A 26,471-nucleotide genomic window follows, 5' to 3' on the forward strand; every position below is an offset into this window, starting at 1 on the left:
CGATGCGCCTCTCCGACCTCGTCAAGCGCGACCTCTCGGTCGACCCGCAGATCGAGGGCGTCACCGCCGACAGCCGCAAGGTGCGGCCGGGCTGGCTGTTCGCCGCCCTGCCGGGCGCCAAGGTCGACGGGCGGAGCTTCGCGCCGCGGGCGCTGGAGCAGGGCGCCGCCGCCATCCTGGCCGGCCGCGAGATCGAGGGCGTGGGCGCCCCCCTGGTGATCGCCGCCGACCCGCGCCGCGCCTATGCGCTCGCCGCCGCGGCCTTCTGGGGCGCCCAGCAGCCGGGAACCTGCGTCGCCGTCACCGGCACCAATGGCAAGACCTCGGTGGCCGGCTTCTGCCGCCAGATGTTCGCCCACGCCGGCTTCAAGGCCGCCAGCATGGGCACCCTGGGCGTGCGGGTCTCCGCCCCTGGCGCGGCGGACACGCAGATCACGCCGCCGGGCCTGACCACCCCGGACGCCGCCGATGTGGCCGAACTGATGGCGCAGTTGGCGCAGTCGGGCGTCACCCACCTGGCCATGGAGGCCTCCTCGCACGGCATCGACCAGCGCCGCCTGGACGGGGTGAAGCTGACCGCCGCCGGCTTCCTGAACCTGACCCAGGACCATCTGGACTATCACGGCACCATGGGCGTCTACCGTGCGGCCAAGCTGCGCCTGTTCGAGACCCTGCTGAGCCGCGGCAGGACCGCCGTCCTGAACGCCGATTCCGACGCCTACGCCGCCTTCGCCGGGACCGCGGTGGCGGCGGGCCAGACGGTGATGAGCGTGGGTGCGGCCGGCCAGGGCCTGACGCTGCTGGAGCGCACGCCGACCCCGGCCGGCCAGCGGCTGAAGATCGCCCATGACGGCAAGGCCTACGACGTCATCCTGCCGCTCGCCGGCGCCTTCCAGGCTTCCAACGCCCTGGTGGCGGCGGGTCTGGTAGTGGCGGCGCGCCTTACCCTTGAGGAGGCCTTCGCCGGGCTGGAGCGGCTGGAGGGTGCGCCCGGGCGGCTGCAGCGCGTGGGCGCCGGTCCGCGTGGCGGCGAGGCCTATGTGGACTACGCCCATACGCCGGACGGGCTGGCGACGGTGCTGGCGGCGCTCCGTCCGCACGTGCGCGGCAAACTGATCGTGGTGTTCGGCGCCGGCGGCGACCGCGACCGCACCAAGCGCCCGCTGATGGGCCGCATCGCCACGGAGCTGGCCGACGTCGCCATCGTCACCGACGACAACCCGCGCAGCGAGGCTCCAGGGGCGATCCGCGCCGAGATCCTGACCGGCGCGAAAGGCGCGAAGGAAATCGGCGACCGCCATGAGGCCATTCGGGAGGCGGCGCGGTTGCTGTCGGAGGGCGACATCCTGGTGGTCGCCGGCAAGGGGCACGAGCAGGGCCAGATCGTGGGCGACGTGGTCCATCCCTTCGACGACGTGACCGAGACCGCGCAGGCCCTGCGGAGTGCGGCCGGCGATGCCTGACCCGCTCTGGACCTCCGACGAGATCGTCCAGGCCACCCGCGGCCGGCTAGAGGGCAGGGCCTTTGCCGCCACCGGCGTTTCCATCGACACCCGCACCCTGGAGCCCGGCGACCTGTTCGTGGCCCTGGGGGGCGTCCGCGACGGCCACGAGTTCGTAGACCAAGCGAGAGACCAAGGCGCCGCCGGCGTCCTGGCCTCCCAGCCGGTCTCAGGCTCGGCGGTAATTGTGGCGGACACGATGCAGGCCCTGGAACGCCTGGGCGCCGCCGCCCGCGACCGGGCGCCCGCGGCCCGCCGGGGCGCGATCACAGGATCGGTGGGCAAGACCAGCGTCACCCAGGCGGTGATGGCGGGCCTGATGCTGGCGGGCCGGGCGCACTCCTCGGTCAAGTCCTACAACAATCACATCGGCGTGCCGCTGACCCTGGCGCGCATGCCGCGCGACACCGAGCGCGCGGTGTTCGAGATCGGCATGAACCACGCCGAGGAGATCCGCCCGCTGACCGCCATGGTCCGCCCACACGCCGTGGCTGTGACCACCGTTGGGCCGGTCCACACCGAGAACTTCACCGACGGCGAGGCGGGCGTGGCCCGCGCCAAGGCCGAGGTGTTCGACGGGCTGGAGCCCGGCGGGATCGCGGTGCTGAACGCCGACAACGCCTGGTTCGGCCTGCTCAAGAACGCCGCCCGCGCCCGGGGCGCCGAGGTGCGCACCTTCGGCCGGGCCGAGGGCTGCGACGCCCGGCTGATCGATTTCCAGGGCGCGGGCGATCATGCGGTCGTCCAGGCGCGCTTCCACGGCAAGGGCCTCGACTTCCCGATCCTGCAGACCGGCATGCACTGGGGCCTCAATGCCATGGCCGTGCTCCTGATGCTGGAGGCCCTGGACGTCGACCTCGGCGATGGCCTGGCGGCGCTGGGCAGCTTCGAGCCGCTGGCGGGGCGCGGCGCGGAGCGGACGGTGCATCTGGCCGGCGGCGCCTTCACCCTGATCGACGAGAGCTACAACGCCAATCCGGTCTCCATGGCTTCGGCCATCGCCACACTGGGCGCGCGGCGGACGGCGGGGCGGCGGATCGTCGCGCTCACCGACATGCTGGAGCTGGGGCCGAAGGCCGCAGGCTTCCACGCCGCCCTCGCGGAGCCCCTGGCCGACGCCCATGTGGACCTGGTGTTCGCCGCCGGGCCCCTGATGAAATCCCTCTGGGACGCGCTTCCTTCGACTCGGCGCGGCGGCTACGCGGAGACGGCGGCGGCCTTGGCCCCGCAGGTCGAGCGGGCCGCAGAGCCCGGCGATGTGGTGATGGTGAAGGGCTCGAACGGATCGAAGGCGGGGCTGATCGCCCAGGCCTTGATGCGCCTCGACGTCCGGCCAGCGGAGGCCGGCTGATGTTCTACTGGCTCTACGAGCACGTCTCCGCCGGCGGCCACGGGCACGTCTCGGTGCTCAACCTGCTGCGCTACCTGACCTTCCGCACGGCCATGTCGGTATTCACCGCCCAGCTCATCGTGGTGGCCATGGGCTCGCGCTTCATCCGCTGGATGCAGGCCAAGCAAGGCAAGGGCCAGCCGATCCGCGCCGAGGGCATCCAGCGCCACATCACCGAGAAGGCCGGCACGCCGACCATGGGCGGGGTGATGATCCTCGCCGGCCTGATCGTCGGCACCCTGCTGTGGGCGGACCTCAGCAACGTCTACGTCTGGGCGGTGCTGCTGGTGACCGCCGGCTACGGCTTCCTGGGCTTCCTCGACGACTATTCGAAGGTCACCAAGCAGACCACCGACGGCATCTCCGGCAAGACGCGCCTGGTGCTGGAGGCGCTGATCGCCATGGCGGCGATCACCCTGATCATCCTCTTCGCGGCCAAGCCGCCGGAAGCGCCGAACCTTTTGACCTCGGTGGCGATGCCGATCTTCAAGGGCGCGGTGCTGAACCTCAGCTGGTTCTACCTGCTGTTCGGCGCCTTCGTGATCGTCGGCGGGGCCAATGCGGTGAACTTCACCGACGGCCTGGACGGGCTGGCGACGGTGCCGGCGATGATCGCCGCGGCCGCGTACGGCCTGATCGCCTACCTGGTCGGCAACTTCATCTTCGCCAACTATCTGCAGCTGCACTTCGTCCCTGGGGTCGGCGAGATCGCCGTCTACTGCGGGGCGATGATCGGCGCCGGCCTGGGCTTCCTTTGGTACAACGCTCCGCCGGCCCGGATCTTCATGGGCGACACCGGGGCGCTGGCGCTGGGCGGCGGCATCGGCGCGGTGGCGGTGGCCACCCGCCAGGAGATCGTGCTCGGCATCATCGGCGGCCTGTTCGTGGCCGAGACCCTGTCGGTGGTCATCCAGGTCGCCTGGTTCAAGCGCACCGGCCGCCGGATCTTCCTGATGGCCCCGATCCACCACCACTTCGAGAAGCTCGGCTGGTCGGAATCGACCGTCGTGATCCGCTTCTGGATCGTTTCGATCATGCTGGCCCTCCTCGGGCTCGCCACGCTGAAGCTGCGGTAAGGGAGGGACAGCGCAGCCATGATCCCGGTCCGCGGCTTCGAAGGCAGGACGGTCGCCGTGTTCGGCCTGGCCCGCACGGGCCTGGCGGCGGCGCGCGCCCTCATCGCCGGCGGGGCCCAGGTGGCGCTGTGGGACGAAAAGCCGGAGGCCCGCGCCGCGGCGGAGGCCGAGGGCCTGCCGCTGGTCGACCTCACCGCCGCCGACTGGTCGCAGTTCGCCGCGGTCATGCTGTCGCCCGGCGTGCCGCTGACTCATCCGGCGCCGCACTGGACCGTGGAGAAGGCCCGCGCCGCTGGCGTCGAGATCGTGGGCGACGTCGAACTCTTCGCCCGCACGGTGAACGCGGCGCCGGAGCACAAGAAGCCGAAGATCGTCGCCATCACCGGCACCAACGGCAAGTCGACCACCACGGCCCTGATCGGCCATGTCTGCGCCCAGGCTGGCCGCGACGTGCGCATCGGCGGCAACATCGGGATCGGCGTCCTCGACCTGGAGGACATGCACGGCGGCGCGGTCTACGTGCTGGAGCTGAGCTCCTACCAGCTGGACCTAACCTCCAGCCTGCACGCCGACGTCACTGTCATCCTCAACATCACGCCCGACCACCTGGAGCGGCACGGCTCCATGGAGGGCTACGTCACCGCCAAGCGCCGGGTGTTGGCCAACCAGGGCAAGGGCGACACCGCGGTGATCGGGGTGGACGACGCCTGGGGCCAGCAGATCTGCACCGAGATCACCGCCGCCAACCGCCGCACCATCGTGCCGGTCTCGGCGTCCAAGGCCATGGGACGCGGGATCTATGTGCTGAACGGCCTGCTCTATGACGCGACGGGGGAACGCGCCCAGGAGGTCGCCGACCTGAACCGCGCCCGCTCGCTGCCCGGCCGCCACAACTGGCAGAACGCCGCGGCGGCCTACGCCGCCGCCAAGGGCCTGGGCATCGACCCACAGGAGGCGGCCGAGCACCTCCTGACCTTCCCAGGCCTGGCGCACCGGATGGAGACGGTGGCGACCCTCGGCCGCGTGCGCTTCGTCAACGACTCCAAGGCCACCAACGCCGACGCCGCGCGCCAGGCGCTGTCCAGCTATCCGAAGGCCTACTGGATCGCCGGCGGCCGGGCGAAGACCGACGGGATCGCGCCCTTGGAGGACCTCTTCCCGCGGGTCGCCAAGGCCTATCTGGTCGGCGAGGCCTCCGCCGCCTTCGCCCAGATCCTGGAGGGCAAGGCAGCCTTCGCCGAGTGCGGGACCTTGGACGCCGCCGTGGCCCAGGCCTACGCCGATGCGGCCGCCAGCGGCCAGGACGCCGTCGTCCTGCTGTCGCCGGCCTGCGCCTCCTTCGACCAGTATCCGGACTTCGAAGCGCGCGGCGAGGCCTTCAGAGCCGCCGTGCAACGACTCGTCCATGCTGCCAAAGGTGCTGCATGACCGCGGCCACGCCCGATCAGAACCGAGCTCCCGCCTCGCGCGCCCAGGCGCACCACGCCTTCGCGCGCTCCGACCGCAGCGCCATCGGGGTCTGGTGGTGGACGGTGGACCGTTGGATGCTGGGCGTCGTGGCCCTGCTGATCGCGGTGGGCGTGGTCATCGCCTTCGCGGCCAGTCCGGCGGCGGCGGCGCGGATGAACATCGGCGATCCGTTCCACTTCGCCGTGCGCCAGTGCGTGTTCGCCGCGGCGGCGGCGGCGATCCTGGTCGTCACCTCGATGTTCGACGTCAAGACCGTCAAGCGAAGCGCCTTCTTCATCTGGCTGATCGCCATCGCGGTGATGGTCGCCCTGCCGTTCCTGGGCCACAACGCCAAAGGCGCCACCCGCTGGATCGAGCTCGGCGGTTTCTCCCTACAACCCTCGGAATTCATGAAGCCGGCGCTGATCGTGCTGGTCGCCTGGATGTTCTCCGAGGGCCAGAAGGGGCAGGGCGTGCCGGGCGTCTCCATCGCCTTCGCCCTCTACCTGATCCCCGTGGCGCTGCTCCTGATGCAGCCGGACGTGGGGCAGACAGTGCTGATCACCGCCACCTTCGGGGCCGTCTTCTGGATGGCCGGCGTGCCGCTGTCCTGGGTGATGGGCCTGGGTGTCGTCGCCGTGGCCGGCCTCGGCTCGACCTATTTCCTGCTGCCCCACGTGGCCTCGCGGGTCGACAAGTTCCTGCAGCCCGACAAGGCCGACACCCACCAGGTGGACGCCGCCCGTGTGGCGCAAGCCGCCGGCCGCCTGTTCGGGCGGGGCCCCGGCGAGGGCGTGCTGAAGCGCTCGATCCCCGACGCCCACACCGACTTCGCGCTCTCGGTGGGCGCCGAGGAGTTCGGGCTGGTGTTCCTGATGCTGGTGGTGACCCTGTTCACGATCATCGTGGTGCGCGGCCTCTACCGGGCGATGAAGCTGTCGGACCCCTTCGAGCAGGTGGCGGCGGCCGGGCTCTTCGTCCTCGTGGGCCTGCAGGCGATCATCAACGTCGCGGTGAACCTCGACATGATCCCGACCAAGGGCATGACCCTCCCGTTCATCAGCTACGGCGGCTCCTCCATGCTGGCCATGGGGCTGACACTGGGCCTGGCGCTGGCGCTCACCCGCCGCCGGCCGGGCGCCTATACGGTCGGCGAAGGGCTCGCCAAGGCCGGCGCGTTCGCTTAAGCGCGGAACAGCATGCGCAAAACAGCCGTCCTGGCCGCCGGAGGCACCGGCGGGCACCTGTTCCCCGCCCAGGCTCTGGCCGAGGCGCTGATCGCCCGCGGCTGGTCGGTGGTGTTGGCCTCCGACGAGCGGGTGGCGGGCCTGGCGCAGGACTTCCCGGCCGAGCGGCACATTCCGCTGTCGTCCGCCACCTACAGGCCCGGCGACCCCATCGGCATGGTCCGCGCCGGCCTGGCGGTCTTCCGCGGGGCCATGCAGGCGCGCGCCGCCTACCGCGAGATCGGGCCCAACATCATCGTGGGCTTCGGCGGCTACCCCTCGGCGCCGGCCCTGGTGGGCGCGATCCTCGACAAGCGGCCCTGCCTGATCCACGAGCAGAACGCGGTGATGGGCCGGGCCAACCGCATGCTGGCCGGCCATGTGACCCGGGTGGCCTGCGCTTTCCCGACGCTCTTGAAGGCCCCGCCGCAGGTGGCCGCCGCGGCCACGGTGGTCGGCAACCCGGTGCGCCCGGCGATCCGCGCCCTGGCCGAGGTCCCCTACGTTCCGCCCACCGCCGACGGGCCGATCCGCCTCTTGATCACCGGCGGCAGCCAGGGCGCGCGCCTGTTGTCCGAGCTGGTCCCCGAGGCCATCGCCGCCCTGCCCGACGGGCTGCGCCAGCGCCTGGCGGTCCAGCAGCAGACGCGGCCGGAGTCCATGGAGACCGCGCGGCGCATCTATCGCAACGCCGTGGTCGACGCCGAGATCGCGCCCTTCTTCCGCGACATGGCGAGCCGCCTGGGCGCGGCCCACCTGGTGATCGGCCGCTCCGGCGCGGGCTCGGTCTGCGAGTTCGCGGTGGCCGGCAGGCCGGCCATCCTGGTGCCGCTGGCCATCGCGCTCGACGACGACCAGGGCCAGAACGCCAAGTTGCTGGCCGACGCCGGCGGGGCGGAGGTGGCCCGGGAAAGCCAGCTGACGGTGGCCAGCCTGTCCGGCGCGCTGGAGAAGCTGCTGAGCAACCCCGCGCGCCTGGCGCGCATGGCCGCGGCTTCCCGTGCGGTGTCCATCCCGGACGCCGCCGAGCGGCTCGCCGACGTCGTGGAAGAGACGGCGCGGCTGTAACGGCGCCGAGCGCGCGGCTATGGTTTCGCGGGCGCGCCTCGCGCCGGGAGATGTTTCATGCGGCGCACGGCGGCCATCCTCTTCGTCCTGGGCGTGATGGGCCTTCCGGCGGTCGTCGCGGCGGCGCCGGCTGCCGCCTGGGTGCAGATGACCGGGGCGGGCGCCGAAGTCCGCGCCGTGTCCGACGGATCGGCCTGTCCCGCGCTCGATGTCGACGGGAAGCCGCGCGCCATGAGCCTGCGCGCCGGCCCCGACGAAGCCTTCGCCAACCGCATCTGCGAGGCGCCCCTGCCCAAGGGCGCGAAGCACGCCTCGGTGGAGGGCGTCGCCCTGCCGCTGCCCAAGGCCCGGCCGCAGCGCCTGGTGATCCTGGGCGATAGCGGCTGCCGGCTGAAGGGGCCCGTCGTCCAGGACTGCAACGACCCCGTCGGCGGCTGGCCCTTCGCCAAGGTGGCGGCCCTGGCCGCCGCCCAGAAGCCGGACCTGGTGATCCATGTGGGCGACTATTACTACCGGGAGACCCCGTGCCCGCCGCTGATGGGCGGCTGCGCCGGCAGCCCCTACGGCGACAAGTGGTTGACCTGGAAGGCCGAGCTGTTCGATCCGGCCCAGGGCCTTCTGAAGGCCGCGCCCTGGGTCTTCGCCCGCGGCAACCACGAGGATTGCCAGCGCGGCGGCAAGGGCTGGTTCCGGCTGCTCGACGCCGATCCCAAGGCGCTGGCCTGTCCGGCCGGGCACAGCGCCACCTTCGCCGTGGACATCGGCGGGGCGCGCCTGGCGGTGCTGGACAGCGCCGACCCCGACGACACCCACCTGAACGCCGACCAGACCGCCGCCTTCGCCGCCGATCTGAAGGCGATCCCCGCCGGGGCCACGCCGGTCTGGCTGGTGACCCACCGCCCGCTCTGGGAGGTGTTCCGCGCCGGTTCGCTGCTCACCGACACCGGCGGCAACGCCAACGAGCGCCAGGCGGTCAGGACCGCGGGACTGGGCCAAACCGAGATGATCGTCGCGGGCCACCTGCACACCTTCTACAGCCTGGACGCGGTGGCCGGCCGGCCGAGCCAGCTGGTGGTCGGCACCGGCGGCGACATCCTGGATTCCAACAAGGCCGCGACGCCGGTCATTGCGACGATCCCGGTGGACGGCGCGGAGACCCCGGCCTTCGCCATGGACCGCTTCGGCTACTTCGTCCTCGACCGGGTGGGGCAGGGCGCCGCCGACGACTGGGTGGGCGTCTTCCACGACCTGACCGACAAGGTGATCGCCCGCTGCACCCTGCGCGCCGGGCGGCTGGCCTGCGTCGCGGCGTGAGGCCTCGCGCGATGGTTTCCCCTGCGCCGGCAATGCGCTAGCACCGAGCCATGACCCGCCGCCCCGTGCCCTTCGACATCGGCCCCGTGCACTTCATCGGCATCGGGGGCATCGGCATGAGCGGCATCGCCGAGATCATGCTGCGCATCGGCTACCAAGTGCAGGGCTCCGACGCCAAGGCCAGCGCCAACACCGAACGGCTGGAGAAGCTGGGCGCCAAGGTGTTCATCGGCCACGACGCCGGCCACGTCGACGGCGCCTCCGCCGTCGTCTATTCGACCGCCGTCAAGGCGGACAATCCGGAGATGGTCGCCGGCCGCGAGCGGCGCCTGCCGCTGGTGCGCCGCGCCGAGATGCTGGCCGAGCTGATGCGGCTGCAGTTCTCCGTGGCGGTGGGCGGCACGCACGGCAAGACGACGACTACCTCGATGGTCGCGGCCCTGCTGGACGCCGGCGGCCTGGACCCCACGGTGGTCAACGGCGGGATCATCAACGCCTACGGGACCAACGCCAAGGTCGGCGCCGGCGACTGGATCGTGGTCGAGGCCGACGAGAGCGACGGCACCTTCCTGAAGCTGCGCTCCACCGTGGCCGTGGTCACCAACATCGACCCCGAGCACCTCGACCACTACGGCGATTTCGACGCGGTGAAGAAGGCCTTCCGCGACTTCGTGGAGAACATCCCGTTCTACGGCTTCGCCGCGGTCTGCACCGACCATCCGGAGGTCCAGGCCATGGCCAGCCGCGTGGAGAACCGCCGTCTGGTGACCTATGGCGTCAATCCGCAGGCGGAGGTCCGCGCCGAAGGGATCGAGATGGGCCCCGACGGCTGCCGCTTCGACGTGGTGGTGCAGCCGCATCCCCAGGCGGCCGGCGGCGACGCGGAGACGATCCGCTACGAAGGCCTGCGCCTGCCGATGGCGGGGCATCACAACGCCATGAACGCCCTGGCGGCGATCGCCGTGGCCCGCGAACTGGGCGTCGGCGCCGAGGACATCCGCCAGGGCCTGGCCGGCTTCGGCGGGGTGCGGCGGCGCTTCACCACCACCGGCGTCGCGAACGGCGTGCGCATCATCGACGACTACGGCCACCATCCGGTGGAGATCGCCGCGGTGCTGAAGGCCGCCCGGGCGGTGACCGAGGGCCGGGTGATCGCGGTGGTCCAGCCGCACCGCTATTCGCGCCTCGCCGACCTGTTCGACGATTTCTGCCATGGCTTCAACGACGCCGACGTGGTGATCGTGGCCGACGTCTACGCCGCGGGCGAAGCGCCAATCGAAGGGGTCGACCGCGACGCCCTGGCGGCGGGCCTGGGCCGCTACGGCCACCGCCGGGTGCTGACCCTGGACAGCCCCGCCGAACTCCCCGCGCTGATCCGCCAGGAGGCGCGGCCGGGCGACCTCGTCATCCTGCTGGGCGCCGGCGACATCACGGCCTGGGCCTATGCCCTGCCCGAGCAGCTCACAGCCTTGGCCGCCGAATGAGGCGGGCGGCGGCATGAGCTGGCAGGACGCCCTGCCGACAGTCCGCGGGCGGCTGCTGCGCGACGAGCCGCTGGCGCCCTTCACCTGGCTGCGGGTGGGCGGGCCGGCCGACGTCCTGTTCCTGCCGCAGGACGAGGCGGATCTGGCGGACTTCCTGGCGGCGCTGGATACAGCGGTTCCCGTAACCCTGCTGGGCGTGGGCTCCAACACCCTGGTGCGCGATGGTGGCGTCGAGGGCGTGGTGATCCGCCTGGGGAAGGCCTTCGCCACGGTCGAGCCGCGCGGGGGCAGCCGTATCTTCGCCGGCGCCGCGGCGCTGGACGCCAACTTGGCGCGGGAGGCGGCCAAGGCCGGGATCGCCGGGCTGGAGTTCTACCGCGGCGTGCCGGGCTCGGTGGGCGGCGCCCTGGTGATGAACGCCGGCTGCTACGGGGCGGAGACCAAGGACGTGCTGGTCGAGGCCTATGCGCTCGACCGCGCGGGCCGGCGGCTGACGCTGTCCAACGCCGAGCTCGGCTACAGCTACCGCAAATCCGCCCGCGCGGCGGCCGAGCCGCTGGTGTTCCTGGGCGGCTTGTTCGAGGGCCGGCCCGACGATCCGGCGGCCATCATGGCGCGGATGGACGAGATCACCGCCCGGCGGGAACAGACCCAGCCGATCCGCGAGAAGACCGGCGGCTCGACCTTCAAGAACCCGCCCGGCCAGTCGTCGTGGAAGCTGATCGACGAGGCGGGTTGGCGCGGCAAACCCTTTGGCGGGGCGATGTTCTCGCCCCTGCACGCCAACTTCCTGATCAACACCGGCGAGGCCGCCGCCGCCGACCTGGAAGGGCTGGGCGAGGCGGTCCGCGCCGACGTGCACGCCAAGACCGGCGTCGAGCTGGAATGGGAGATCAAGCGGATCGGACGGCCCGCTTCCGCTTGACCCGGCGCGGCGGCTCGGTCACCGCCATCCACAATCTCCGTCCTGACGAGTCTCCCATGCCCACACCGCTTTCCGGACACCATGTCGCCGTGCTGATGGGCGGGCTTTCCGCCGAGCGGGAGGTGAGCCTGGTCTCCGGCCGCGAATGCGCCGCGGCCCTGGAGCGGCTGGGCGCCAAGGTCAGCCGCGTCGACGCCGGCCGCGACCTGGCCCAGGTGCTGAGCGCGCTGAAGCCCGATGTCTGCTTCAACGCCCTGCATGGCGAGTGGGGCGAGGACGGCTGCGTCCAGGGGGTGCTGGAGACGCTGGGCCTGCCCTACAGCCACTCCGGCGTGCTGGCCTCGGCGTTGGCCATGGACAAGGCCAAGGCCAAGGCGGTGCTGGCCGCGGCGGGGGTGACGGTGCCGGGCGGCGGCCTCTTCAACCGCTTCGAGGCGGCGGCCGAGCACGTCATGGCGCCGCCCTATGTGGTCAAGCCGAACGCCGAGGGCTCCTCCGTCGGGGTCTTCCTGGTCTTCGAAGGCGCAAACCGCCCGCCGCAGGAGATCGTGGCCCCGTCCTGGACCTTCGGCGAGCAGGTGATGATCGAGCCTTACGTCGCCGGGCGCGAACTCGCCGTGGGCGTGATGGACGGAAAGGCGATGACCGTCACCGACATCATTCCGCGCACAGGTTTTTATGACTACGAGGCCAAGTACGCCGACGGCGGATCGACGCACATCGTGCCGGCCAAAATACCCACCCAAGCCTTTGAAAGGGCTCTGCGAATGTGTGAGTTGGCGCATGCCGCCCTGGGTTGCCGAGGGGTTACCCGGGCCGATCTGCGTTATGACGATGTTAACGACGTTCTGGTCCTCCTTGAGGTCAACACCCAGCCCGGCATGACGCCCACTTCGCTCGTCCCCGAGCAGGCGGCGCAGCAGGGCGTGGATTTCGACGCTCTGGTGCTTTGGATCACGGAGGACGCGTATGCCCGCGGCGGTGCGGGGGGGAAGCCGGCCTAGGGCGAAACCCTCCGCGAAAACACCTCCCAAGGCGCCGCGCCCAGCTCCGGCCGCGGCCGCGCGGCGGGCGGGCGCCGAGGCGGCGCATGGCCTGTCGCCCCGGGTGGCGCTCGCCGGCGCCGTCGCGGTGCTGGCGCTGGCGCTGGGCGCGACCCTCGCCACCGGCCACCGCGGCCAGCGCATGGTCGCGGCGATCGGCTCCGGGATCGACAACCGTTTCGGCGCGGCGGGCTTCCGGCTGAAGACCATCGAGGTGCAGGGCGCCTCGCCCATGGCCACCGCCGACATCGTCAAGGCCGCCGGCGTCTACCGCAATCAGCCGATGCTGGGCCTCGACCTCGACGGCCTGCGCCAGAACGTCCAGCGCGTGGGCTGGGTGAAGGAGGCCCGCGTCGTGCGCCTCCTGCCCGACACTCTCGTGGTCTCGGTGGTCGAGCACCGCCAGCTCGCCGTCTGGCAGCACGCCGGCCGCCAGTTCGTCATCGACGACCATGGCCAGGTGATCAAGGAAGCCGATCCAGCCCGCTTCGCCACCCTGCCGCTGGTGGTGGGCGAGGGCGCGGCCGACCACGCGCCGGAGATCCTGCCGGTGATCGCCCAGCGCCCGCGCCTGATCGGCCAGATGGACGCCCTGGTGCGCGTCGACGACCGCCGCTGGGACGTGCGCATGAAGGACGGCTCGCTGATCCAGCTGCCCGCCGACGGCGTGGACGCGGCGCTGATGCAGCTGGAGCGCCTCGACCAACGCTCGCGGGTCCTGGAGCTCGGCTTCGACCGGATCGACCTGCGCAATCCCGACGTGATCTCGGTGCGTCCGCGCCAGGTCCAGGCCCTGCAGACCCAAACCTACGCCCTGCCGACCGCGGCCGGGCTCTGACGTAGATGGAAGCCTTTTAAGATGCTCAAGTTCGCGACCCGAGCCGAAGCCCCCGTCGAGGCGCGCCGCTTCGCCGACCCGGCCAGCGGCAAGAAGGACGGCGGCCGCGATGGGCTGAAGGCGGCGCTGTCGCGTCCGCCGGTGGTCGCCGCCGTCGACCTGGGCGCATCGAAGGTCACCTGCTTCATCATGAAGCCGGACGGCGTGCGCAAGGGCGACCGGACGCTGACCACCGCCGGCGTCGGCTATGTCCAGTCGCGCGGCGTGCGCGGCGGCGCCATCGTCAACCTCGACGAGGCGTCGGAAGCTATCGCCCAGGCCGTCGAGCGGGCTGAGAACGTGGCCGGCGTCAATGTCCAGGGCGTCACCGTCGCCACCGCCGGCGGCCAGCTCACCTCCGCCCGCGTGTCGGGGCGCGTCTCCATCGGCGCGCGGCCGATCGGCGACAACGACCTGGTGCGCGCCATCAGCCACGCGCTGGCCCAGATCAAGCTGCCGGGGCGCCGCGCCGCCCACATCCTGCCGATCGCCTGGAGCGTGGACGGGCAGGGCGGGGTGCGCGATCCGCGCGCCATGTTCGGCCGCACCCTGGGCGTCGAGCTCCTGGTGGTCTCGGTCTCCGAGGCCGTGTTCCAGACCCTGGGCGCCTGCATCGAGCGCGCCCACCTGCAGTTCGACGGCGTGGTCGCCGCCCCCTTCGTCTCCGCGCTCGCGGCGCTGGAGGAGGACGAGATGGACCTGGGAAGCGTCTGCATCGACATGGGCGGCGGCTCGACCTCGGCGGCGGTGTTCAACGCCGGCTCCCTGGTGCACGTCGAGACCGTGCCGGTGGGCGGCCAGCACGTGACCCAGGACATCGCGCGCGGCCTGTCCACCTCCATCGCCGGCGCCGAGCGGATCAAGACCCTGCACGGTTCGGCCATCGCCTCGGCCAACGAGGACCGCGAGATGATCGAGGCGCCGCCGCGCGGCGACGATCCCGGCGCGGGCCCGGTCATCGCCCCGCGCAGCCTGCTGAAGGGCATCATCGCCCCGCGCGTGGAAGAGACCCTGGAGCTGCTGCGCGACCGGTTGAAGGCTTCCGGCGCGCCCATCGAGCCGGGCGCGGGCCTGGTGCTGACCGGCGGGGCCAGCCAGCTGGCCGGCGTGCGGGAAGTGGCCGTGCGCGTGTTCGACCGTCCGGTGCGCTTAGGGCGGCCGCGCCGGGTGCCGCACCTGGCCGACGCCGCCTCCGGCCCGGCCTTCACCGCCGCCGCCGGCATCCTGCACCGCGCCGCCTTCGGCCCGCGCGAGGCGGTCAGCGCCAAGGCGCTCGCCTCCGCCAAGCTGCGCCGCGAGCCGCTCGACCCCCGCGCCAACCCGGTGGCCAAGGCCGCCAGCTGGCTGCGCGAGAACCTCTAGGCCGAAAACGTCCAGGCGGTCTGGGGCGCTCCGCGACCGCGGCGCGGGGCCACGCCGATGCCGCCAGCATCAGCGCCCAGGTCGCCGGTTCCGGCGCGGCGCCGACCTTGCCGGCCCCGGCGCCCTTGCCGGCGCCCGGATCGGCGGAGGGCGGACGCTGCGTTAACCGGCCGCTCTCGGGACAGCTTAACGAACGATCCCCGCTTTCCACAGGCGAGCCGGAACGCCGCAGGCGGCGCCTGATTCGGCTTACGCCTTGTGACGCAAGGGGATTTTTCCTGAATGGCAGCGCTCGACGCGCTCGCGACTCACGATATGCGGTTAACGCTCAATTAAGGGTCTGAGCGCGTACTTAACGCATCGTTACGAACGGCGCATCGCGAGGCGGGTTTCGCGGGGCGCCCGAGCCGATTTGGGCCGAACTGTTTTTGGGAAGGGGTCCCATGACTATCGCTCTTACTGCGCCGCGCGCCACTGAGCTGAAGCCGCGCATCGTCGTCTTTGGCGTGGGTGGGGCCGGCGGCAACGCGGTCAACAACATGATCGAGGCCGGGCTGGAAGGCGTCGAGTTCGTCGTCGCCAACACCGACGCCCAGCAGCTCCAGTTCGCCAAGACCGAGCGCCGCGTGCAACTTGGCGTCCTGGCGACCCAGGGGCTCGGCGCCGGCGCCCATCCCGAGATCGGCATGAGCGCCGCTGAGGAGAGCATCCCGGAGATCGGCGAGCATCTCGACGGCGCCCACATGGTGTTCATCACCGCCGGCATGGGCGGCGGCACCGGGACCGGCGCCGCGCCGATCATCGCCAAGTGCGCCCGCGAGCGCGGCATCCTGACGGTGGGCGTGGTCACCAAGCCCTTCCACTTCGAGGGCCGCCACCGGATGCGCCTGGCCGACGCCGGCATCGCCGAGCTGCAGCGCTACGTCGACACCCTGATCGTCATCCCCAACCAGAACCTGTTCCGGGTCGCCAACGAGCGGACCACCTTCGCCGAGGCCTTCGGCATGGCCGACCAGGTGCTGCACTCGGGCGTGCGCTCGATCACCGACCTGATGGTGCTGCCGGGCCTGATCAACCTCGACTTCGCCGACGTCCGTACGGTGATGACCGAGATGGGCAAGGCGATGATGGGCACCGGCGAGGCGACGGGCGACGACCGCGCCCTGATGGCCGCCCAGAACGCCATCCAGAACCCGCTGCTCGACGAGGTCTCGCTGAAGGGGGCCAAGGCCGTGCTGGTCAACGTCACCGGCGGCCTCGACATGACCCTCTTGGAAGTCGACGAGGCGGCCAACGCCATCTCCGAGCAGGTCGATCCGGAAGCCAACATCATCTTCGGCGCGGCCTTCGACCCGTCGCTGGACGGCATGATCCGCGTCAGCGTGGTGGCCACCGGCATGGATGGCGCCTCGATCGCCGCCATCGAGCCCAAGCTCGAGCGCCGGCCAATGACCGCGCCGCCCCTGCGCGTGCCGGAAACCTCCTACGCGTCCGCCGCCGCGCCGCTCGCGCCGGAACCGGTCGCGGAGCCCGTGCTGGCCGCCGCGCCCGTCGAGGAAGAGCAGCCCGACCTCTACTCGGCCCCCGTGGCCGCCGCGCCGGCGCCCGCGCCGGTGGTGGTCCAGCCGATCGCCCGCATCGTCGACCCGGCCGTCGCCGAGCCGCAGGACGAGCCGCTGTTCGCCGAGCCGGCCTATGAGGAGCGGAAGCCCCGCGGCGGGTTCCTGAGCCTGTTCGGCGGCCGCCCCCGCTATGACGCCCCGCAGCCGGCCGCTCACGCGCCGGCTCCGCGCGCGGCGCCGGTGCGCGGCGGGGCCCAGCCGCTGGAAGCCGCTGCGCCGCAGGAAGAAGCCCAGCAGGGCGAAGACCTCGAGATCCCGTCCTTCCTGCGCCGCCTCGCGAACTAGCTGTAAAGCCAAATAAAACCGATGGCGCCGCGGTGGCTGAAAGGCTTCCGCGGCGTCCTTCGTTTTCGGACTCCGTTAACCGAAACATTGCGAAACAGGGATTGTTTTGCTGCGGCGCACCAGCTTGCTTAACGCAGGACTGGGCGCCCCTCGGTTTTGGGGCCGGCGCCCCAGTTCAGGGTCCCGGCGTTCCGGGGCGAGCACCAGGGGAAGGTCCAGCGTGGCGGCAGACGGGTTCCAGAGCGGCGCCTTCCAGCACACGGTCAAGTCTCCGGCGCTGTTCGCCGGCGTGGGCGTGCACACCGGCGAATACACCCAGGTCGCCGTGCGGCCCGCCGAGACCGACGCGGGCGTGGTCTTTGTGCGCCTCGACGTCACCGACCGCGACAACCGCGTGCCGGTCAGCCCCGAGGCGGTCTGCAAGACCCAGCTCGGCACCGTGATAACCAACGCCGCCGGCGTCACCGTCGCCACCATCGAGCACCTGATGGCCGCCCTGGTCATGTCGGGCATCGACAACGCCGTGGTCGAGCTGGACGGGCCAGAGATGCCGATCATGGACGGCTCGTCCTGGCCGTTCCTGAAGATCCTCGACCGCGCCGGCCGCCGCCCGCAGGCCGCCGCACGCCGGTTCATCGAACTCATCGACACCGTCGAGGTCACCGACGGCGACAAGCGCGCGGCGCTGAAGCCGGCCATGCGCTTCGAAGTGGCCTTCGCCATCGAGTTCCCGACCGCCGTCATCGGCCGCCAGGAGATCGACCTGGCGATGGACGAGGCGGCCTTCCGGCGCGAACTCGCCGACTGCCGCACCTTCGGCTTCCTGCACGAGGTCGAGGCTCTGCGCGCCATGGGCCTGGCCCGCGGCGGCACCATGGACAACTGCGTGGTGATCGAGGGCGACCGGGTGCTGAACCCGGAGGGCCTGCGCCGCCCCGACGAGTTCGTGCGCCACAAGGCGCTGGACGCCATCGGCGACCTCTATGTCCTGGGCGCGCCGATCCTCGGCCGATTCGAGGGCGAACTTGCCGGCCACGGCATCAACAACCAGCTCGTCCGGGCGCTGGCCGCGCGGCCCGACGCCTGGCGCGTCGTCACCTTCGCCGACGAAATCGACGTCGCGGTCTGATTAAAACGCCAGGATCGGGCGCCGCGTGGTCGCAGGCGCGCGGCCTTCGTTTGCGCCGTCCACGCCCTGGTGTAGAAGCGATGTTCCGCGTGGGGGCGCGCGTCGTCTATTGAGGTGAAGGTGTTCTTGCTTCGCAATTCGTGGGCTCGCCCCCAAGCGTTCACCAAGGGGGCGCTCGTCGCCATTCTTTGCGGCATGGCTGTCGCCGGCTGCGGCGGCATCCATAAGCCCGCGCCAAAGGCCAAGCTCGCCTATGAGGAGCGGCCGGTGGAGCTGCTCTATTCCACCGGCGCCGACCGCATGGACCGGCACCTGTGGAACCAGGCGGTCGAGTACTTCCAGGAAGTGGAGCGCCAGCACCCCTATTCGGAGTGGTCGCGCCGCTCGATCCTGATGCAGGCCTTCGCCCACTATCAGGCCAACAACTATGACGAGGCGATCGCCGACGCCGACCGCTTCCTGTCGCTCTATCCCGGCAATGCGGCCGCGCCCTACGCCCACTATCTGAAGGCCATCTGCTACTTCGAGCAGATCGTCGACGTCGGCCGCGACCAGGCCGCCACCGGCGAGGCGCTGGAGAACCTGCGCGAGGTGGTCTCGCGCTATCCGCACACCGAATACGCCCTCGACGCCCGGCTGAAGATCGACATGGTCAACGACCAGCTGGCCGGCAAGGAAATGAACATCGGCCGCTGGTACCTGCGCCAGAACGACACGCTCGCCGCCATCAACCGCTTCAAGACCGTGGTCGAACGCTATCAGACCACCAGCGACGCCCCCGAGGCGCTATACCGCCTGGTGGAGGCCTATCTGACCCTGGGCCTCACCGACGAGGCGTCGAAGAACGGCGCGGTGCTGGGCTACAACTACCCTGGGGACCGCTGGTATAGCGACGCCTACGCCCTGCTGACGTCCAAGGGCCTGCGCCCGCAGGAGGTGCCGACGGTCGTCTCCAAGCGCAGCGTCTTCCACGCCGCCTTCACCAAGGACAAGTCGACCACCATCGCCCCGCCGGGCGGCGACAACCCGACCGCGGCCGCGGCGCTGGCGACGAAGAAGCCCGACGGCGCGGCGCCGCTCGCGCCTGCCGCCGCGCCGACCCCGGATGCTGACGATGCGCCGGCTACGCCGCCGAAGAAGAAGCGCAGCTTCTTCCACATCCCGTTCACCGGCGGCGGCAAGACCGACGAGAGCGCGCCGCAACCGGATCCCACCCCGACGCCGGTCACCTCCGCGCCGACGGGCCCATAGCTCTCGACATCTTCCGCCGGGCGCAGGTGATTGCGCCCGGTTGGCTATGAGAACAAAAAGTGATCAAATGCCGGCGGCGGCGCCGTCTGGCCGCCGATTCGAGGCCGCGCGATGCTGATCGGATTGTGGATCCGCGACGTTGTCCTGATCGAGGCCCTGGACCTGTCCATCGGGCCGGGCCTGACCGTGCTGACCGGCGAGACCGGGGCCGGCAAGTCGATCGTGCTCGACGCCCTGGGCCTGGCGGTGGGCGCGCGGGCCGAGGCCGGGCTGGTGCGCCGCGGCGCGGCCCAGGCGGCGGCCTCGGCGGTGTTCGCCCCCGCGCCCACCCATCCGGTCTGGGACCTGCTGGAAGAGAAGGGTTTGAGCTACGCCCGCGACGAGGACCTGGTCCTGCGCCGCACGCTGTCGGCCGATGGCCGCAGCCGCGGCTTCGTCAACGACCAGGCGACCGGCGTCGGCGTGCTGAAGGAGATCGGCGAGGCGCTGCTGGAAGTGCACGGCCAGCACGAGACCGTGGGCCTGCTCGACGCGCGCACCCATCGCCCACTGCTCGACGCCTTCGGCGGGCTGGAGCCGCAGGGCAGGGCGGCGGCCGAGCGCTGGCGGGCCTGGCGCGCGGCGAAGGAGGCCGTGGAGGCCCTGCGCGCCGAGGTCGCCCGCGCCGACGCCGAGACGGAGGAGCTGACCCTTCGCCTGGCCGAACTCGACCGGCTCGACCCACGCGAGGGCGAGGAGGCGGAGCTGGCCGAAGAGCGCGCCATCCTGGGCGCGGCGGAGAAGGCCATCGCCGACATCGCCGCCGCGCGCGAGGTGTTCGACGGCCTGGCGCCGCGCACAGCCGCCGCCGTCCGGGCCCTGGACCGTGCGCGCGAGCGGGCGCTGCTGGCCGGTGCGGCGGAGGGCGGGGCTGCGGTGAAACGCCTGACGGAAGCCTCCGCCGCGCTCGACCGGGTGCTGATCGAGGCCGCCGAGGCCGAGGCGGCGGTCGACGCCGCCGCGGAGGCCTTCGACTTCGAGCCCGATCGCCTGGAAAAGGCCGAGGAGCGGCTGTTCGACCTGCGGGGCCTGGCCCGCAAGCTGGGCGTCAGCGTCGAGACCCTGCCGACCCTGCGCGCCCGCTTCGCCGAACGGCTGCAGGCGGTGGAAAGCTCGGCCGACGCCCTGAAGGCCGCGGAGGGCGCCCTGGCCGCCGCCCGCGAGGCCTATCTGGCCGCCGCCGGCGAGCTTTCCGCCTCGCGCGCCGCCGCCGGCGAACGGCTGGCCGGCGCGGTGATGGCCGAACTGGCCCCGCTCAAGCTCGACAAGGCCCGCTTCCGCGTCGCCGTCGCGGGCCTGGCGGAGGACAAGGCCGGACCCAACGGCCTCGACCGGGTGGCCTTCGAGATCGCCACCAACCCCGGCGCGCCGTTCGGGGACCTGGGCGCCATCGCCTCGGGCGGCGAGCTGGCCCGCTTCGCGCTGGCCCTGAAAGCGGCTCTGGCGGGGCGCGGCGCGGGGCCGCAGCCGCTGATGATCTTCGACGAGGTGGACCAGGGCGTGGGCGGCGCGGTCGCCGACGCCGTGGGCCTGCGCCTGAAGCGCCTGGCGGATGAAGCCCAGGTGCTGGTGGTCACCCACTCCCCGCAGGTGGCCGCGCGGGGCGACGCCCACTGGCGCATCGCGAAGGCCGGCGAGGGCGAGCGCCTGCGCACCACGGTCGAGCCGCTCGCCACCGCCGAGCGCGAGGAAGAACTCGCCCGCATGCTCGCCGGCGCCGAGATCACCGACGCCGCCCGCGCCGCGGCCCGCGCGCTGATCAAGGCGTAGCGCTGCGAATGGCGCCGATTTATGGGTGAGGTGATGAAGCCCGTCGCCGACCTCACCCCCGACGAAGCCGCCGCGGAACTTGCGCGGCTGGCCGAGGAGATCGCCGGGCACGACATCCGCTATCACCAGCAGGATGCGCCGACGATCTCGGACGGCGAGTACGATGCGCTGAAGCGGCGCAACCTCGACGTCGAGGCGCGCTTCCCGGAGCTGGTGCGCGAGGACTCGCCGTCCCTGCGGGTGGGCGCGGCGCGGGCGGCGCAGTTCTCGCCGGTGACGCACGGCGTGCCGATGCTCAGCCTCGACAACGCCTTCGCCGATGAGGAGGCCGTCGAGTTCGACGCGCGCATCCGCCGCTTCCTGCGCCTCTCCGCCGACGAGACGGTGGCCTATACCGCCGAGCCGAAGATCGACGGCCTCTCGTGCTCGATCCGCTACGAGAACGGTCAGTTGGTCCAGGCGGCCACGCGCGGCGACGGGCGGGTGGGCGAGGACGTCACCGCCAACGTCCGCACCATCGCCGACATCCCGCATCGGTTGGCGGGGGACGGCTGGCCGGATGCGATCGAGGTGCGCGGCGAGGTCTATCTCAGCCACGACGCCTTCGCCGCGCTGAACGCTGCGGCCGCCGAGGCTGGGCAGAAGACCTACGCCAATCCCCGCAACGCCGCGGCTGGGTCGCTGCGCCAGATCGACCCGAAGATCACCGCCGCGCGGCCGCTGGCCTTCTTCGCCTACGCCTGGGGGATCTTCAGCCGGCCGTTCGCCGAGACCCAGTGGGAGGCGCTGGGCAAGCTCGCGGCCTGGGGCTTTTCGACCACGCCGCAGAGCGAGCGGGTGGAGAACGCCGCGGGCCTGCTGGCCGCCTATGCGCGCATGGAGGCCGTGCGGCCGCACCTGGCCTTCGACATCGATGGGGTGGTCTACAAGGTCGACCGCCTGGACTGGCAGCAGCGGCTGGGCTTCATCACGCGGACCCCGCGCTGGGCCATCGCGCGCAAGTTCCCCGCCCAGCAGGCGCGCACCGTCCTGGAGGCCATCGACATCCAGGTGGGCCGCACCGGCGCGATCACCCCGGTCGCGCGGCTGCATCCGGTGACGGTGGGCGGCGTCGTGGTGGAGAACGCCACCCTGCACAACGCCGACGAGATCGCCCGCAAGGACGTCCGCGTCGGCGACACGGTGATCCTGCAGCGCGCCGGCGACGTGATCCCGCAGATCGTCAGCGTGGTGCTGGAGGAGCGGCCGAAGGACGCGGCGCCCTTTGACTTCCCGACCCGCTGCCCGTGCCCGCTGGCGACCGAGATCGTGCGCGAGACCACGGCGGCCGGGGCGGAGACCGTGGTGCGCCGCTGCTCCGGTGAGTTCGCCTGTCCGTTCCAGAAGCTCGCCCACCTGCGCCATTTCGTCAGCCGCCGGGCCTTCGACATCGAAGGCTTGGGCGAGAAGCAGCTGACGCTGTTTTCCGAGCGTGGCTGGCTGGAGAGCCCCGCCGACATCTTCCGCCTGCATGAGAAGCGCGCCGAACTGCTGGAGACCGAGCGGTTCGGCGAGACCAGCGTCGGCAACCTGCTGGCCAATATCGAGGCGCGCCGCGACATCGCCCTCGACCGCTTCATCTACGGCCTGGGCATCCGCCACATCGGCGAGACCACCTCGCTCGCGCTCGCCCGCCACCTCGAGACGGTGGAGCGGTTCGTCGAGGTCTCGGAAGCCGCCGCCGGCCAGATCGCGGGCGCGATGTTCGCCGAGCTCTCCGACCTCGACGGCCTTGGCCCCACGGCCGTGGAGGCGGTGCTGGCCTTCGCCCGCGCGCGCCAGCCGATGCTGATCCCGCCGGAGATCTCGCTGGACGAGCACCTGCGCCTGGCGATCCCCAAGCTCAATTCCAAGGCCCGCGCGGCGCTGGCGCTGCGGTTCGGCGACTGGGCCGCCTTCGAGGCCGCCGCGCTCGAGGCCGCCGCCCAGACGCCGGGCGAGGCCTTCCACGAGCTCTCCGGGGTTGACGCCGTGGGCGTGGTGGCCGCGCGCATGATCGCGGAGTTCTTCGGCGAGGCGCACAACCGCGCCCTGGTCGAGGCCCTTATGCGCGAACTGCGGGTGATCCCGGCTGAGCGGCCGAAGACCGACACCGCCGTGGCCGGCAAGACCATCGTCTTCACCGGCGCCCTGGAAAAGATGACCCGCGACGAGGCCAAGGCCCAGGCCGAGGCCCTGGGCGCCAAGGTCTCCGGCTCGGTGTCGAAGAAGACCGACCTGGTGGTGGCCGGCCCCGGCGCCGGCTCCAAGCTGGCCGAAGCCAACAAGCTGGGCGTCCAGGTGATCAGCGAGGACGAGTGGCTGGCGATGGTGGCCGGCTAGCTGGCCTTGGCCTTCCACTGGTTCTTTGGCGCGGGCGCGGTGGGCGTGTCGGCGGCGAGACCGTAGAGCCAGCCCTGGGCGAAGTCGACGCCGGCGCGGCGCACCGCGTCCTCCACCGTCGAGGTCTCGACCATCTCGGCCAGGGTCTTCATGCCGAGCTCCCGGCACATGTCGACCAGGTGCTTGACGAAGGTGGCGCTGCGCGAGCCGAACTGCAGGTCGCGGATGTAGCGCCCGTCGATCTTGAGCACGTCCAAGTGCAACTGCTGCAGGTAGGCCAGCGAGGCGGCGCCCGCGCCGAAGTCGTCCAGGCAGACCTCGCAGCCGGCCTCCCGCAGGGCCTGCAGGTGGCGGTCGGCCAGCGCCAGGTCGTCGATGGCCGCGCTCTCGGTCAGCTCGAACATCAGCCGCCCGGAGATCTCCGGATGATCCTTGGCGAGCCTCACAGCGCGTTCGATGTAGGCCGGGCTGATGATCGTGCGGCCCGAGACGTTGACCGCCAGCTTCAGCTCCGGATCCGGCGCCAGCACGCCGACGGCGCGTTCCAGGATGGCGAAGTCGAGGGCCTCGATCAGGTCCAGCTCCTCGGCCATGCGGATCTGCGGGAAGGGGCTTTCATCCTCGCCGAAGCGCACCAGCACCTCGAAGTGGTGGACCTTGTGGCTGTAGAGGTCGACCACCGGCTGGTAGGCCAGGCGGAAGGTCTTGTCGGAAATGGCCGCGCCCAGGAGGCCGGCCTCGGCGAGCGCCTTGTCCATGGCCAGGTTGAGCGCGTCAGCCAGGTTGGCCGGCATCTCCCAGGCCGATCCCTCGCGCGAATAGCCGTCGAGGGCGTAGCGCAGGGCGCGCACCACCTGCTGGGGCCGGTCAATCCCGCCCACGCCCATGGCGCCGGCGCTGGGAGCGATCGGCGCGGCGGTGACCTTGCCCATCAGCCGCCCCAGGCGCGCGGCGAAGGCGTCCGGCGTCTCGCCCTTGGTGCGGACCAGGGCGAAGCGGTCGTTCTCCAGCTCGGTGGCCGCGGCGCCGCCCCAGGCCTGGGCGCGCAAGAGAGCGGTGAGCTGGGCCTCCATCTCCTCGCGGGCGTCGGGGCTGCTCCCGCTGCGCGCGGCGCTGAGGCCCGCCAGCTCCACCAGCGACAACTCCAGCTCCTTGCCGGCGCCGTTGGCGACGCCCAGCAGGTCGCGGGTCAGGGTCTCGAAGGCGGCGCGGTCGGCCAGCCGGCCCTCGAACAACGCCGGCTCATAGCGGGCCTGGGCCAGGGCGCAGGACACCGCGCCCCGGTTCTGCGGCAGGCGCAGCGCGGTGAGCGTCACAGCCCGTTCAGGAGCGGCCAGGCGCACCATGACCGGGCCGGCGCGGCGTCCGGGCTCCAGGCCCTCCAGCAGCATGGCCAGCATCCTGCGGTCGACCGGCTCGATGAAGTCGGCCCAGTTGTGGCCGACGAGCGCGGTCTCGGCGGTTCCGGACAGCGCCTCGCTGGCGCCCATGGCGAAGTCGATCGTCCCGTTCGGCGCGATCTCCACCAGGAGGTCGGCGCTGGCGAAGGCGAATCCCAGCAGTCGGTGCGGCTTGAGGGGCAGGACGGAGGCCTCGCGTGGAGGCTCACCCTAGCCCAAGCGCCCTTAACCGCCGGTTTCGCGGCTGGCGAGAAGTTTTGGAGCTACCAGCGCGGGGAGAAGATGTTCTCGATGCCCTGGAACAGGAAGTCGCCGGCCGCCACGCCGACAGCCATCTGGCCGGCGTTGCGCAGGAAGCCGCCCAGGCCGCTGTTGGCGGCGAAGGGGCTCGACTGCACCGGGCCGCCGCCCTGGCCGGCCCAGGGACCTGCGCCATAGCCAGCGGGTTGGCCAATCGTCCCGCCCGGATCGCCCCAGACGTTGGGCCGCGGCGCGGGCGCCGGCGGCGGGCTCGCCTGCGGGGCCAGGAACGAACTGGATGCCCCGCCCTGCGCCGCCAACTGCGCCTGAGCGGCGTGCAGGGCCTGGTCGGCCAGGATGACGTGCTGCACCAGGAGGTAGGCTGCGTTCGGGTTGGCGCGGATCGTGTCCTCGATCATCGCCGCGGCCTCGGCGTCCTTGGTGACGATCGGGGTCTGGGCGAGGTCGGACAGGAAGCTTTGCAGGATGGCGCGTTCGTCGGGGGTCACGGGGCGGGTCTCCGGTTAGGACGCCGAGATCTGGGCGCCTCGCCATAGCATGGGCGCTGGCGCCTCGCGAAGATCGTCACAGGGCTTCGGTATGCCTAGCGCCGCCCGCCGGACTCGCACGATGCTGCCGGCGTTCCGAGGAGGCTCTTGATGGCGCGCGCCGAAGTCCTGGGCTGGCGGCGGTTCCTGGGGCCGCTGGGTCCGCGCCCACGGTTGACCGCCGGCACGGCGGCCGGCGCGATCGTCGGCGTCGCCCTCATCTGGCTCGCGCCGCAGATGCACGCCAGCACTCGGGCGATCCTGGCCTGGGACGCGCTGTCGCTGACCTTTCTGACGCTGATGTTCCTGAACATGCTGCGCCACACGCCCACCGACATCCGCGCCCAGGCGGAGATCGACGACGAGGGCCGCGGCGTGATCCTGGCCCTGACCCTGGCTGCGGCGGCGGCCAGCATCTGGGCGATCGGCGCGGAGCTGTCGCTGGCCAAGGACGCCCACGGCTTCCTGAAGGCGGGGCACATCCTCCTGGCCTTCATCACCGTGGTGGCGTCCTGGCTGACGGTGCAGATGATCTTCGCTCTGCACTACGCCCACGAGTGGTACGGGGTGGACGAGGACGATGGGGCCAGCGATTCCGAGGGGATCGAGTTCCCCGGCCATCAGCCGCCCGACTACTGGGACTTCCTGTATTTCTCCGTGGTGATCGGCGTGGCCTGCGCCACCGCGGACGCCAACATCACCTCGCGCGGCCTGCGCCGGCTGGCCACCGTGCATTGTGGGGTGGCCTTCGTGTTCAACACGATCATCGTCGCCCTCACCATCAACCTGACGGCGGGGTTGTTCTAGCGAGACCTCCTCCGCCTCGCGGCGGAGGAGGCGCGCCTTAGCCTAGTCGTTGACCCGCAGGTTCGTCGCCGAGGTCTTGCCGCTGCGACGGTCGGCTTCCAGGTCGTAGGCCACGTGCTGGCCTTCGTTCAGGCCGCGCAGGCCCGCCTGTTCCACCGCCGAGATGTGCACGAACACATCCTGGCCGCCGTCGTTCGGCTGGATGAAGCCGAACCCCTTGGTGGGGTTGAACCACTTCACCGTGCCCGAGCCGGCGCCGGCCGGATCGCCCGAAGGACGCCCACCGCCACCGCCACCGCCGCC

General features: G+C 71.7%; 20 protein-coding genes and 1 pseudogene. 18 read left to right on the plus strand and 3 right to left on the minus strand.

Translation table 11 applies throughout. From position 1 onward, the window contains the following. The first annotated feature begins 2 nt into the window (after positions 1 to 2). The 17 genes and pseudogenes from E8A49_RS10775 (at position 3) to ligA (ending at position 23,173) form a co-directional block, all read left to right on the plus strand. Positions 3 to 1,463 carry a UDP-N-acetylmuramoyl-L-alanyl-D-glutamate--2,6-diaminopimelate ligase gene (locus E8A49_RS10775; protein WP_293381025.1) on the plus strand — a complete coding sequence of 487 codons (1,461 nt, stop codon included), beginning with the start codon at positions 3 to 5 and terminating at the stop codon, positions 1,461 to 1,463. Further along, the gene (gene murF / locus E8A49_RS10780; protein ID WP_293380412.1) at positions 1,456 to 2,853 is read left to right on the plus strand and encodes a UDP-N-acetylmuramoyl-tripeptide--D-alanyl-D-alanine ligase; all 1,398 of its coding nucleotides are present in this window, start codon (positions 1,456 to 1,458) and stop codon (positions 2,851 to 2,853) included. Before E8A49_RS10775 ends, murF begins: the two co-directional genes overlap by 8 nt. Continuing rightward, entirely contained in the window at positions 2,853 to 3,968 is a 1,116-nt protein-coding gene (gene mraY, locus E8A49_RS10785) for a phospho-N-acetylmuramoyl-pentapeptide-transferase (protein ID WP_293380415.1), read from the plus strand. Before murF ends, mraY begins: the two co-directional genes overlap by 1 nt. 18 nt (positions 3,969 to 3,986) lie before the next feature. Beyond that, on the plus strand, positions 3,987 to 5,396 hold the full coding sequence (gene murD / locus E8A49_RS10790; RefSeq protein WP_293380418.1) for a UDP-N-acetylmuramoyl-L-alanine--D-glutamate ligase: 1,410 nt from the start codon (positions 3,987 to 3,989) through the stop codon (positions 5,394 to 5,396). Then, positions 5,393 to 6,604 (plus strand): putative lipid II flippase FtsW, encoded by a 1,212-nt coding sequence (ftsW, locus tag E8A49_RS10795; RefSeq protein ID WP_293380420.1) that lies wholly within the window; start codon positions 5,393 to 5,395, stop codon positions 6,602 to 6,604. The genes murD and ftsW overlap by 4 nt, the downstream gene beginning before the upstream one ends. Positions 6,605 to 6,616: 12 nt before the next feature. After that, positions 6,617 to 7,711 carry an undecaprenyldiphospho-muramoylpentapeptide beta-N-acetylglucosaminyltransferase gene (murG, locus tag E8A49_RS10800; protein WP_293380423.1) on the plus strand — a complete coding sequence of 365 codons (1,095 nt, stop codon included), beginning with the start codon at positions 6,617 to 6,619 and terminating at the stop codon, positions 7,709 to 7,711. Positions 7,712 to 7,768: 57 nt separating this feature from the next. Continuing rightward, positions 7,769 to 9,025: a metallophosphoesterase gene (locus E8A49_RS10805; protein WP_293380426.1), complete on the plus strand. Its 1,257-nt coding sequence runs from the start codon at positions 7,769 to 7,771 to the stop codon at positions 9,023 to 9,025. 50 nt (positions 9,026 to 9,075) lie between these two features. Continuing rightward, positions 9,076 to 10,509, plus strand: coding sequence for a UDP-N-acetylmuramate--L-alanine ligase (murC, locus tag E8A49_RS10810; RefSeq protein ID WP_293380429.1), 1,434 nt, complete (start codon positions 9,076 to 9,078; stop codon positions 10,507 to 10,509). 13 nt (positions 10,510 to 10,522) lie between these two features. Next, positions 10,523 to 11,434: a UDP-N-acetylmuramate dehydrogenase gene (gene murB, locus E8A49_RS10815; protein ID WP_293380432.1), complete on the plus strand. Its 912-nt coding sequence runs from the start codon at positions 10,523 to 10,525 to the stop codon at positions 11,432 to 11,434. A 56-nt stretch (positions 11,435 to 11,490) separates the two neighbouring features. Next, positions 11,491 to 12,438 carry a D-alanine--D-alanine ligase gene (locus tag E8A49_RS10820; protein WP_293380435.1) on the plus strand — a complete coding sequence of 316 codons (948 nt, stop codon included), beginning with the start codon at positions 11,491 to 11,493 and terminating at the stop codon, positions 12,436 to 12,438. 103 nt (positions 12,439 to 12,541) lie between these two features. After that, positions 12,542 to 13,315, plus strand: coding sequence for an FtsQ-type POTRA domain-containing protein (locus E8A49_RS10825; RefSeq protein WP_293380438.1), 774 nt, complete (start codon positions 12,542 to 12,544; stop codon positions 13,313 to 13,315). Between the two features lie 21 nt (positions 13,316 to 13,336). After that, positions 13,337 to 14,716: a cell division protein FtsA gene (gene ftsA, locus E8A49_RS10830; RefSeq protein WP_293380441.1), complete on the plus strand. Its 1,380-nt coding sequence runs from the start codon at positions 13,337 to 13,339 to the stop codon at positions 14,714 to 14,716. A gap of 443 nt (positions 14,717 to 15,159) precedes the next feature. Further along, positions 15,160 to 16,623 carry a cell division protein FtsZ gene (gene ftsZ / locus E8A49_RS10835; protein WP_293380444.1) on the plus strand — a complete coding sequence of 488 codons (1,464 nt, stop codon included), beginning with the start codon at positions 15,160 to 15,162 and terminating at the stop codon, positions 16,621 to 16,623. A gap of 220 nt (positions 16,624 to 16,843) precedes the next feature. Then, positions 16,844 to 17,752: a UDP-3-O-acyl-N-acetylglucosamine deacetylase gene (lpxC, locus tag E8A49_RS10840; RefSeq protein WP_293380447.1), complete on the plus strand. Its 909-nt coding sequence runs from the start codon at positions 16,844 to 16,846 to the stop codon at positions 17,750 to 17,752. A gap of 126 nt (positions 17,753 to 17,878) precedes the next feature. Continuing rightward, positions 17,879 to 18,769: pseudogene (locus E8A49_RS10845) on the plus strand (outer membrane protein assembly factor BamD); the annotation flags it as partial. 345 nt (positions 18,770 to 19,114) lie between these two features. Then, positions 19,115 to 20,812, plus strand: a complete 1,698-nt coding sequence (gene recN / locus E8A49_RS10850) for a DNA repair protein RecN (protein ID WP_293380450.1) — start codon at positions 19,115 to 19,117, stop codon at positions 20,810 to 20,812. A 21-nt stretch (positions 20,813 to 20,833) separates the two neighbouring features. Continuing rightward, positions 20,834 to 23,173: an NAD-dependent DNA ligase LigA gene (gene ligA, locus E8A49_RS10855; protein WP_293380453.1), complete on the plus strand. Its 2,340-nt coding sequence runs from the start codon at positions 20,834 to 20,836 to the stop codon at positions 23,171 to 23,173. On the opposite strand, the gene E8A49_RS10860 is transcribed toward ligA, so the two are convergent. Together E8A49_RS10860 and E8A49_RS10865 are read right to left on the minus strand one after the other, a co-directional pair. Continuing rightward, a complete protein-coding gene (locus E8A49_RS10860) occupies positions 23,170 to 24,699 on the minus strand; it encodes an EAL domain-containing protein (RefSeq protein ID WP_293380456.1) in 1,530 nt (509 codons plus the stop codon). The genes ligA and E8A49_RS10860 overlap by 4 nt on opposite strands. A gap of 137 nt (positions 24,700 to 24,836) precedes the next feature. Further along, positions 24,837 to 25,322, minus strand: coding sequence for a DUF2076 family protein (locus tag E8A49_RS10865; RefSeq protein WP_293380459.1), 486 nt, complete (start codon positions 25,320 to 25,322; stop codon positions 24,837 to 24,839). 150 nt (positions 25,323 to 25,472) lie between these two features. Here E8A49_RS10865 and E8A49_RS10870 point away from each other — a divergent pair, with 150 nt between their 5' ends. Next, positions 25,473 to 26,168 carry a DUF1345 domain-containing protein gene (locus tag E8A49_RS10870; protein ID WP_293380462.1) on the plus strand — a complete coding sequence of 232 codons (696 nt, stop codon included), beginning with the start codon at positions 25,473 to 25,475 and terminating at the stop codon, positions 26,166 to 26,168. A 42-nt stretch (positions 26,169 to 26,210) separates the two neighbouring features. On the opposite strand, the gene E8A49_RS10875 is transcribed toward E8A49_RS10870, so the two are convergent. Next, positions 26,211 to 26,408, minus strand: a complete 198-nt coding sequence (locus E8A49_RS10875) for a cold-shock protein (RefSeq protein WP_293381028.1) — start codon at positions 26,406 to 26,408, stop codon at positions 26,211 to 26,213. Positions 26,409 to 26,471: the final 63 nt, after the last annotated feature.

The organism is Phenylobacterium sp., assembly GCF_004799515.1.
GTDB lineage: Bacteria > Pseudomonadota > Alphaproteobacteria > Caulobacterales > Caulobacteraceae > Phenylobacterium.

Bases quoted from the DNA above. Each gene is read 5' to 3' on its own strand.
- E8A49_RS10775 (WP_293381025.1), top strand. From the start codon at position 3: ATGCGCCTCTCCGACCTCGTCAAGCGCGACCTCTCGGTCGACCCGCAG.
- murF (WP_293380412.1), top strand. From the start codon at position 1,456: ATGCCTGACCCGCTCTGGACCTCCGACGAGATCGTCCAGGCCACCCGC.
- mraY (WP_293380415.1), top strand. From the start codon at position 2,853: ATGTTCTACTGGCTCTACGAGCACGTCTCCGCCGGCGGCCACGGGCAC.
- murD (WP_293380418.1), top strand. From the start codon at position 3,987: ATGATCCCGGTCCGCGGCTTCGAAGGCAGGACGGTCGCCGTGTTCGGC.
- ftsW (WP_293380420.1), top strand. From the start codon at position 5,393: ATGACCGCGGCCACGCCCGATCAGAACCGAGCTCCCGCCTCGCGCGCC.
- murG (WP_293380423.1), top strand. From the start codon at position 6,617: ATGCGCAAAACAGCCGTCCTGGCCGCCGGAGGCACCGGCGGGCACCTG.
- E8A49_RS10805 (WP_293380426.1), top strand. From the start codon at position 7,769: ATGCGGCGCACGGCGGCCATCCTCTTCGTCCTGGGCGTGATGGGCCTT.
- murC (WP_293380429.1), top strand. From the start codon at position 9,076: ATGACCCGCCGCCCCGTGCCCTTCGACATCGGCCCCGTGCACTTCATC.
- murB (WP_293380432.1), top strand. From the start codon at position 10,523: ATGAGCTGGCAGGACGCCCTGCCGACAGTCCGCGGGCGGCTGCTGCGC.
- E8A49_RS10820 (WP_293380435.1), top strand. From the start codon at position 11,491: ATGCCCACACCGCTTTCCGGACACCATGTCGCCGTGCTGATGGGCGGG.
- ftsA (WP_293380441.1), top strand. From the start codon at position 13,337: ATGCTCAAGTTCGCGACCCGAGCCGAAGCCCCCGTCGAGGCGCGCCGC.
- ftsZ (WP_293380444.1), top strand. From the start codon at position 15,160: ATGACTATCGCTCTTACTGCGCCGCGCGCCACTGAGCTGAAGCCGCGC.
- recN (WP_293380450.1), top strand. From the start codon at position 19,115: ATGCTGATCGGATTGTGGATCCGCGACGTTGTCCTGATCGAGGCCCTG.
- ligA (WP_293380453.1), top strand. From the start codon at position 20,834: ATGGGTGAGGTGATGAAGCCCGTCGCCGACCTCACCCCCGACGAAGCC.
- E8A49_RS10870 (WP_293380462.1), top strand. From the start codon at position 25,473: ATGGCGCGCGCCGAAGTCCTGGGCTGGCGGCGGTTCCTGGGGCCGCTG.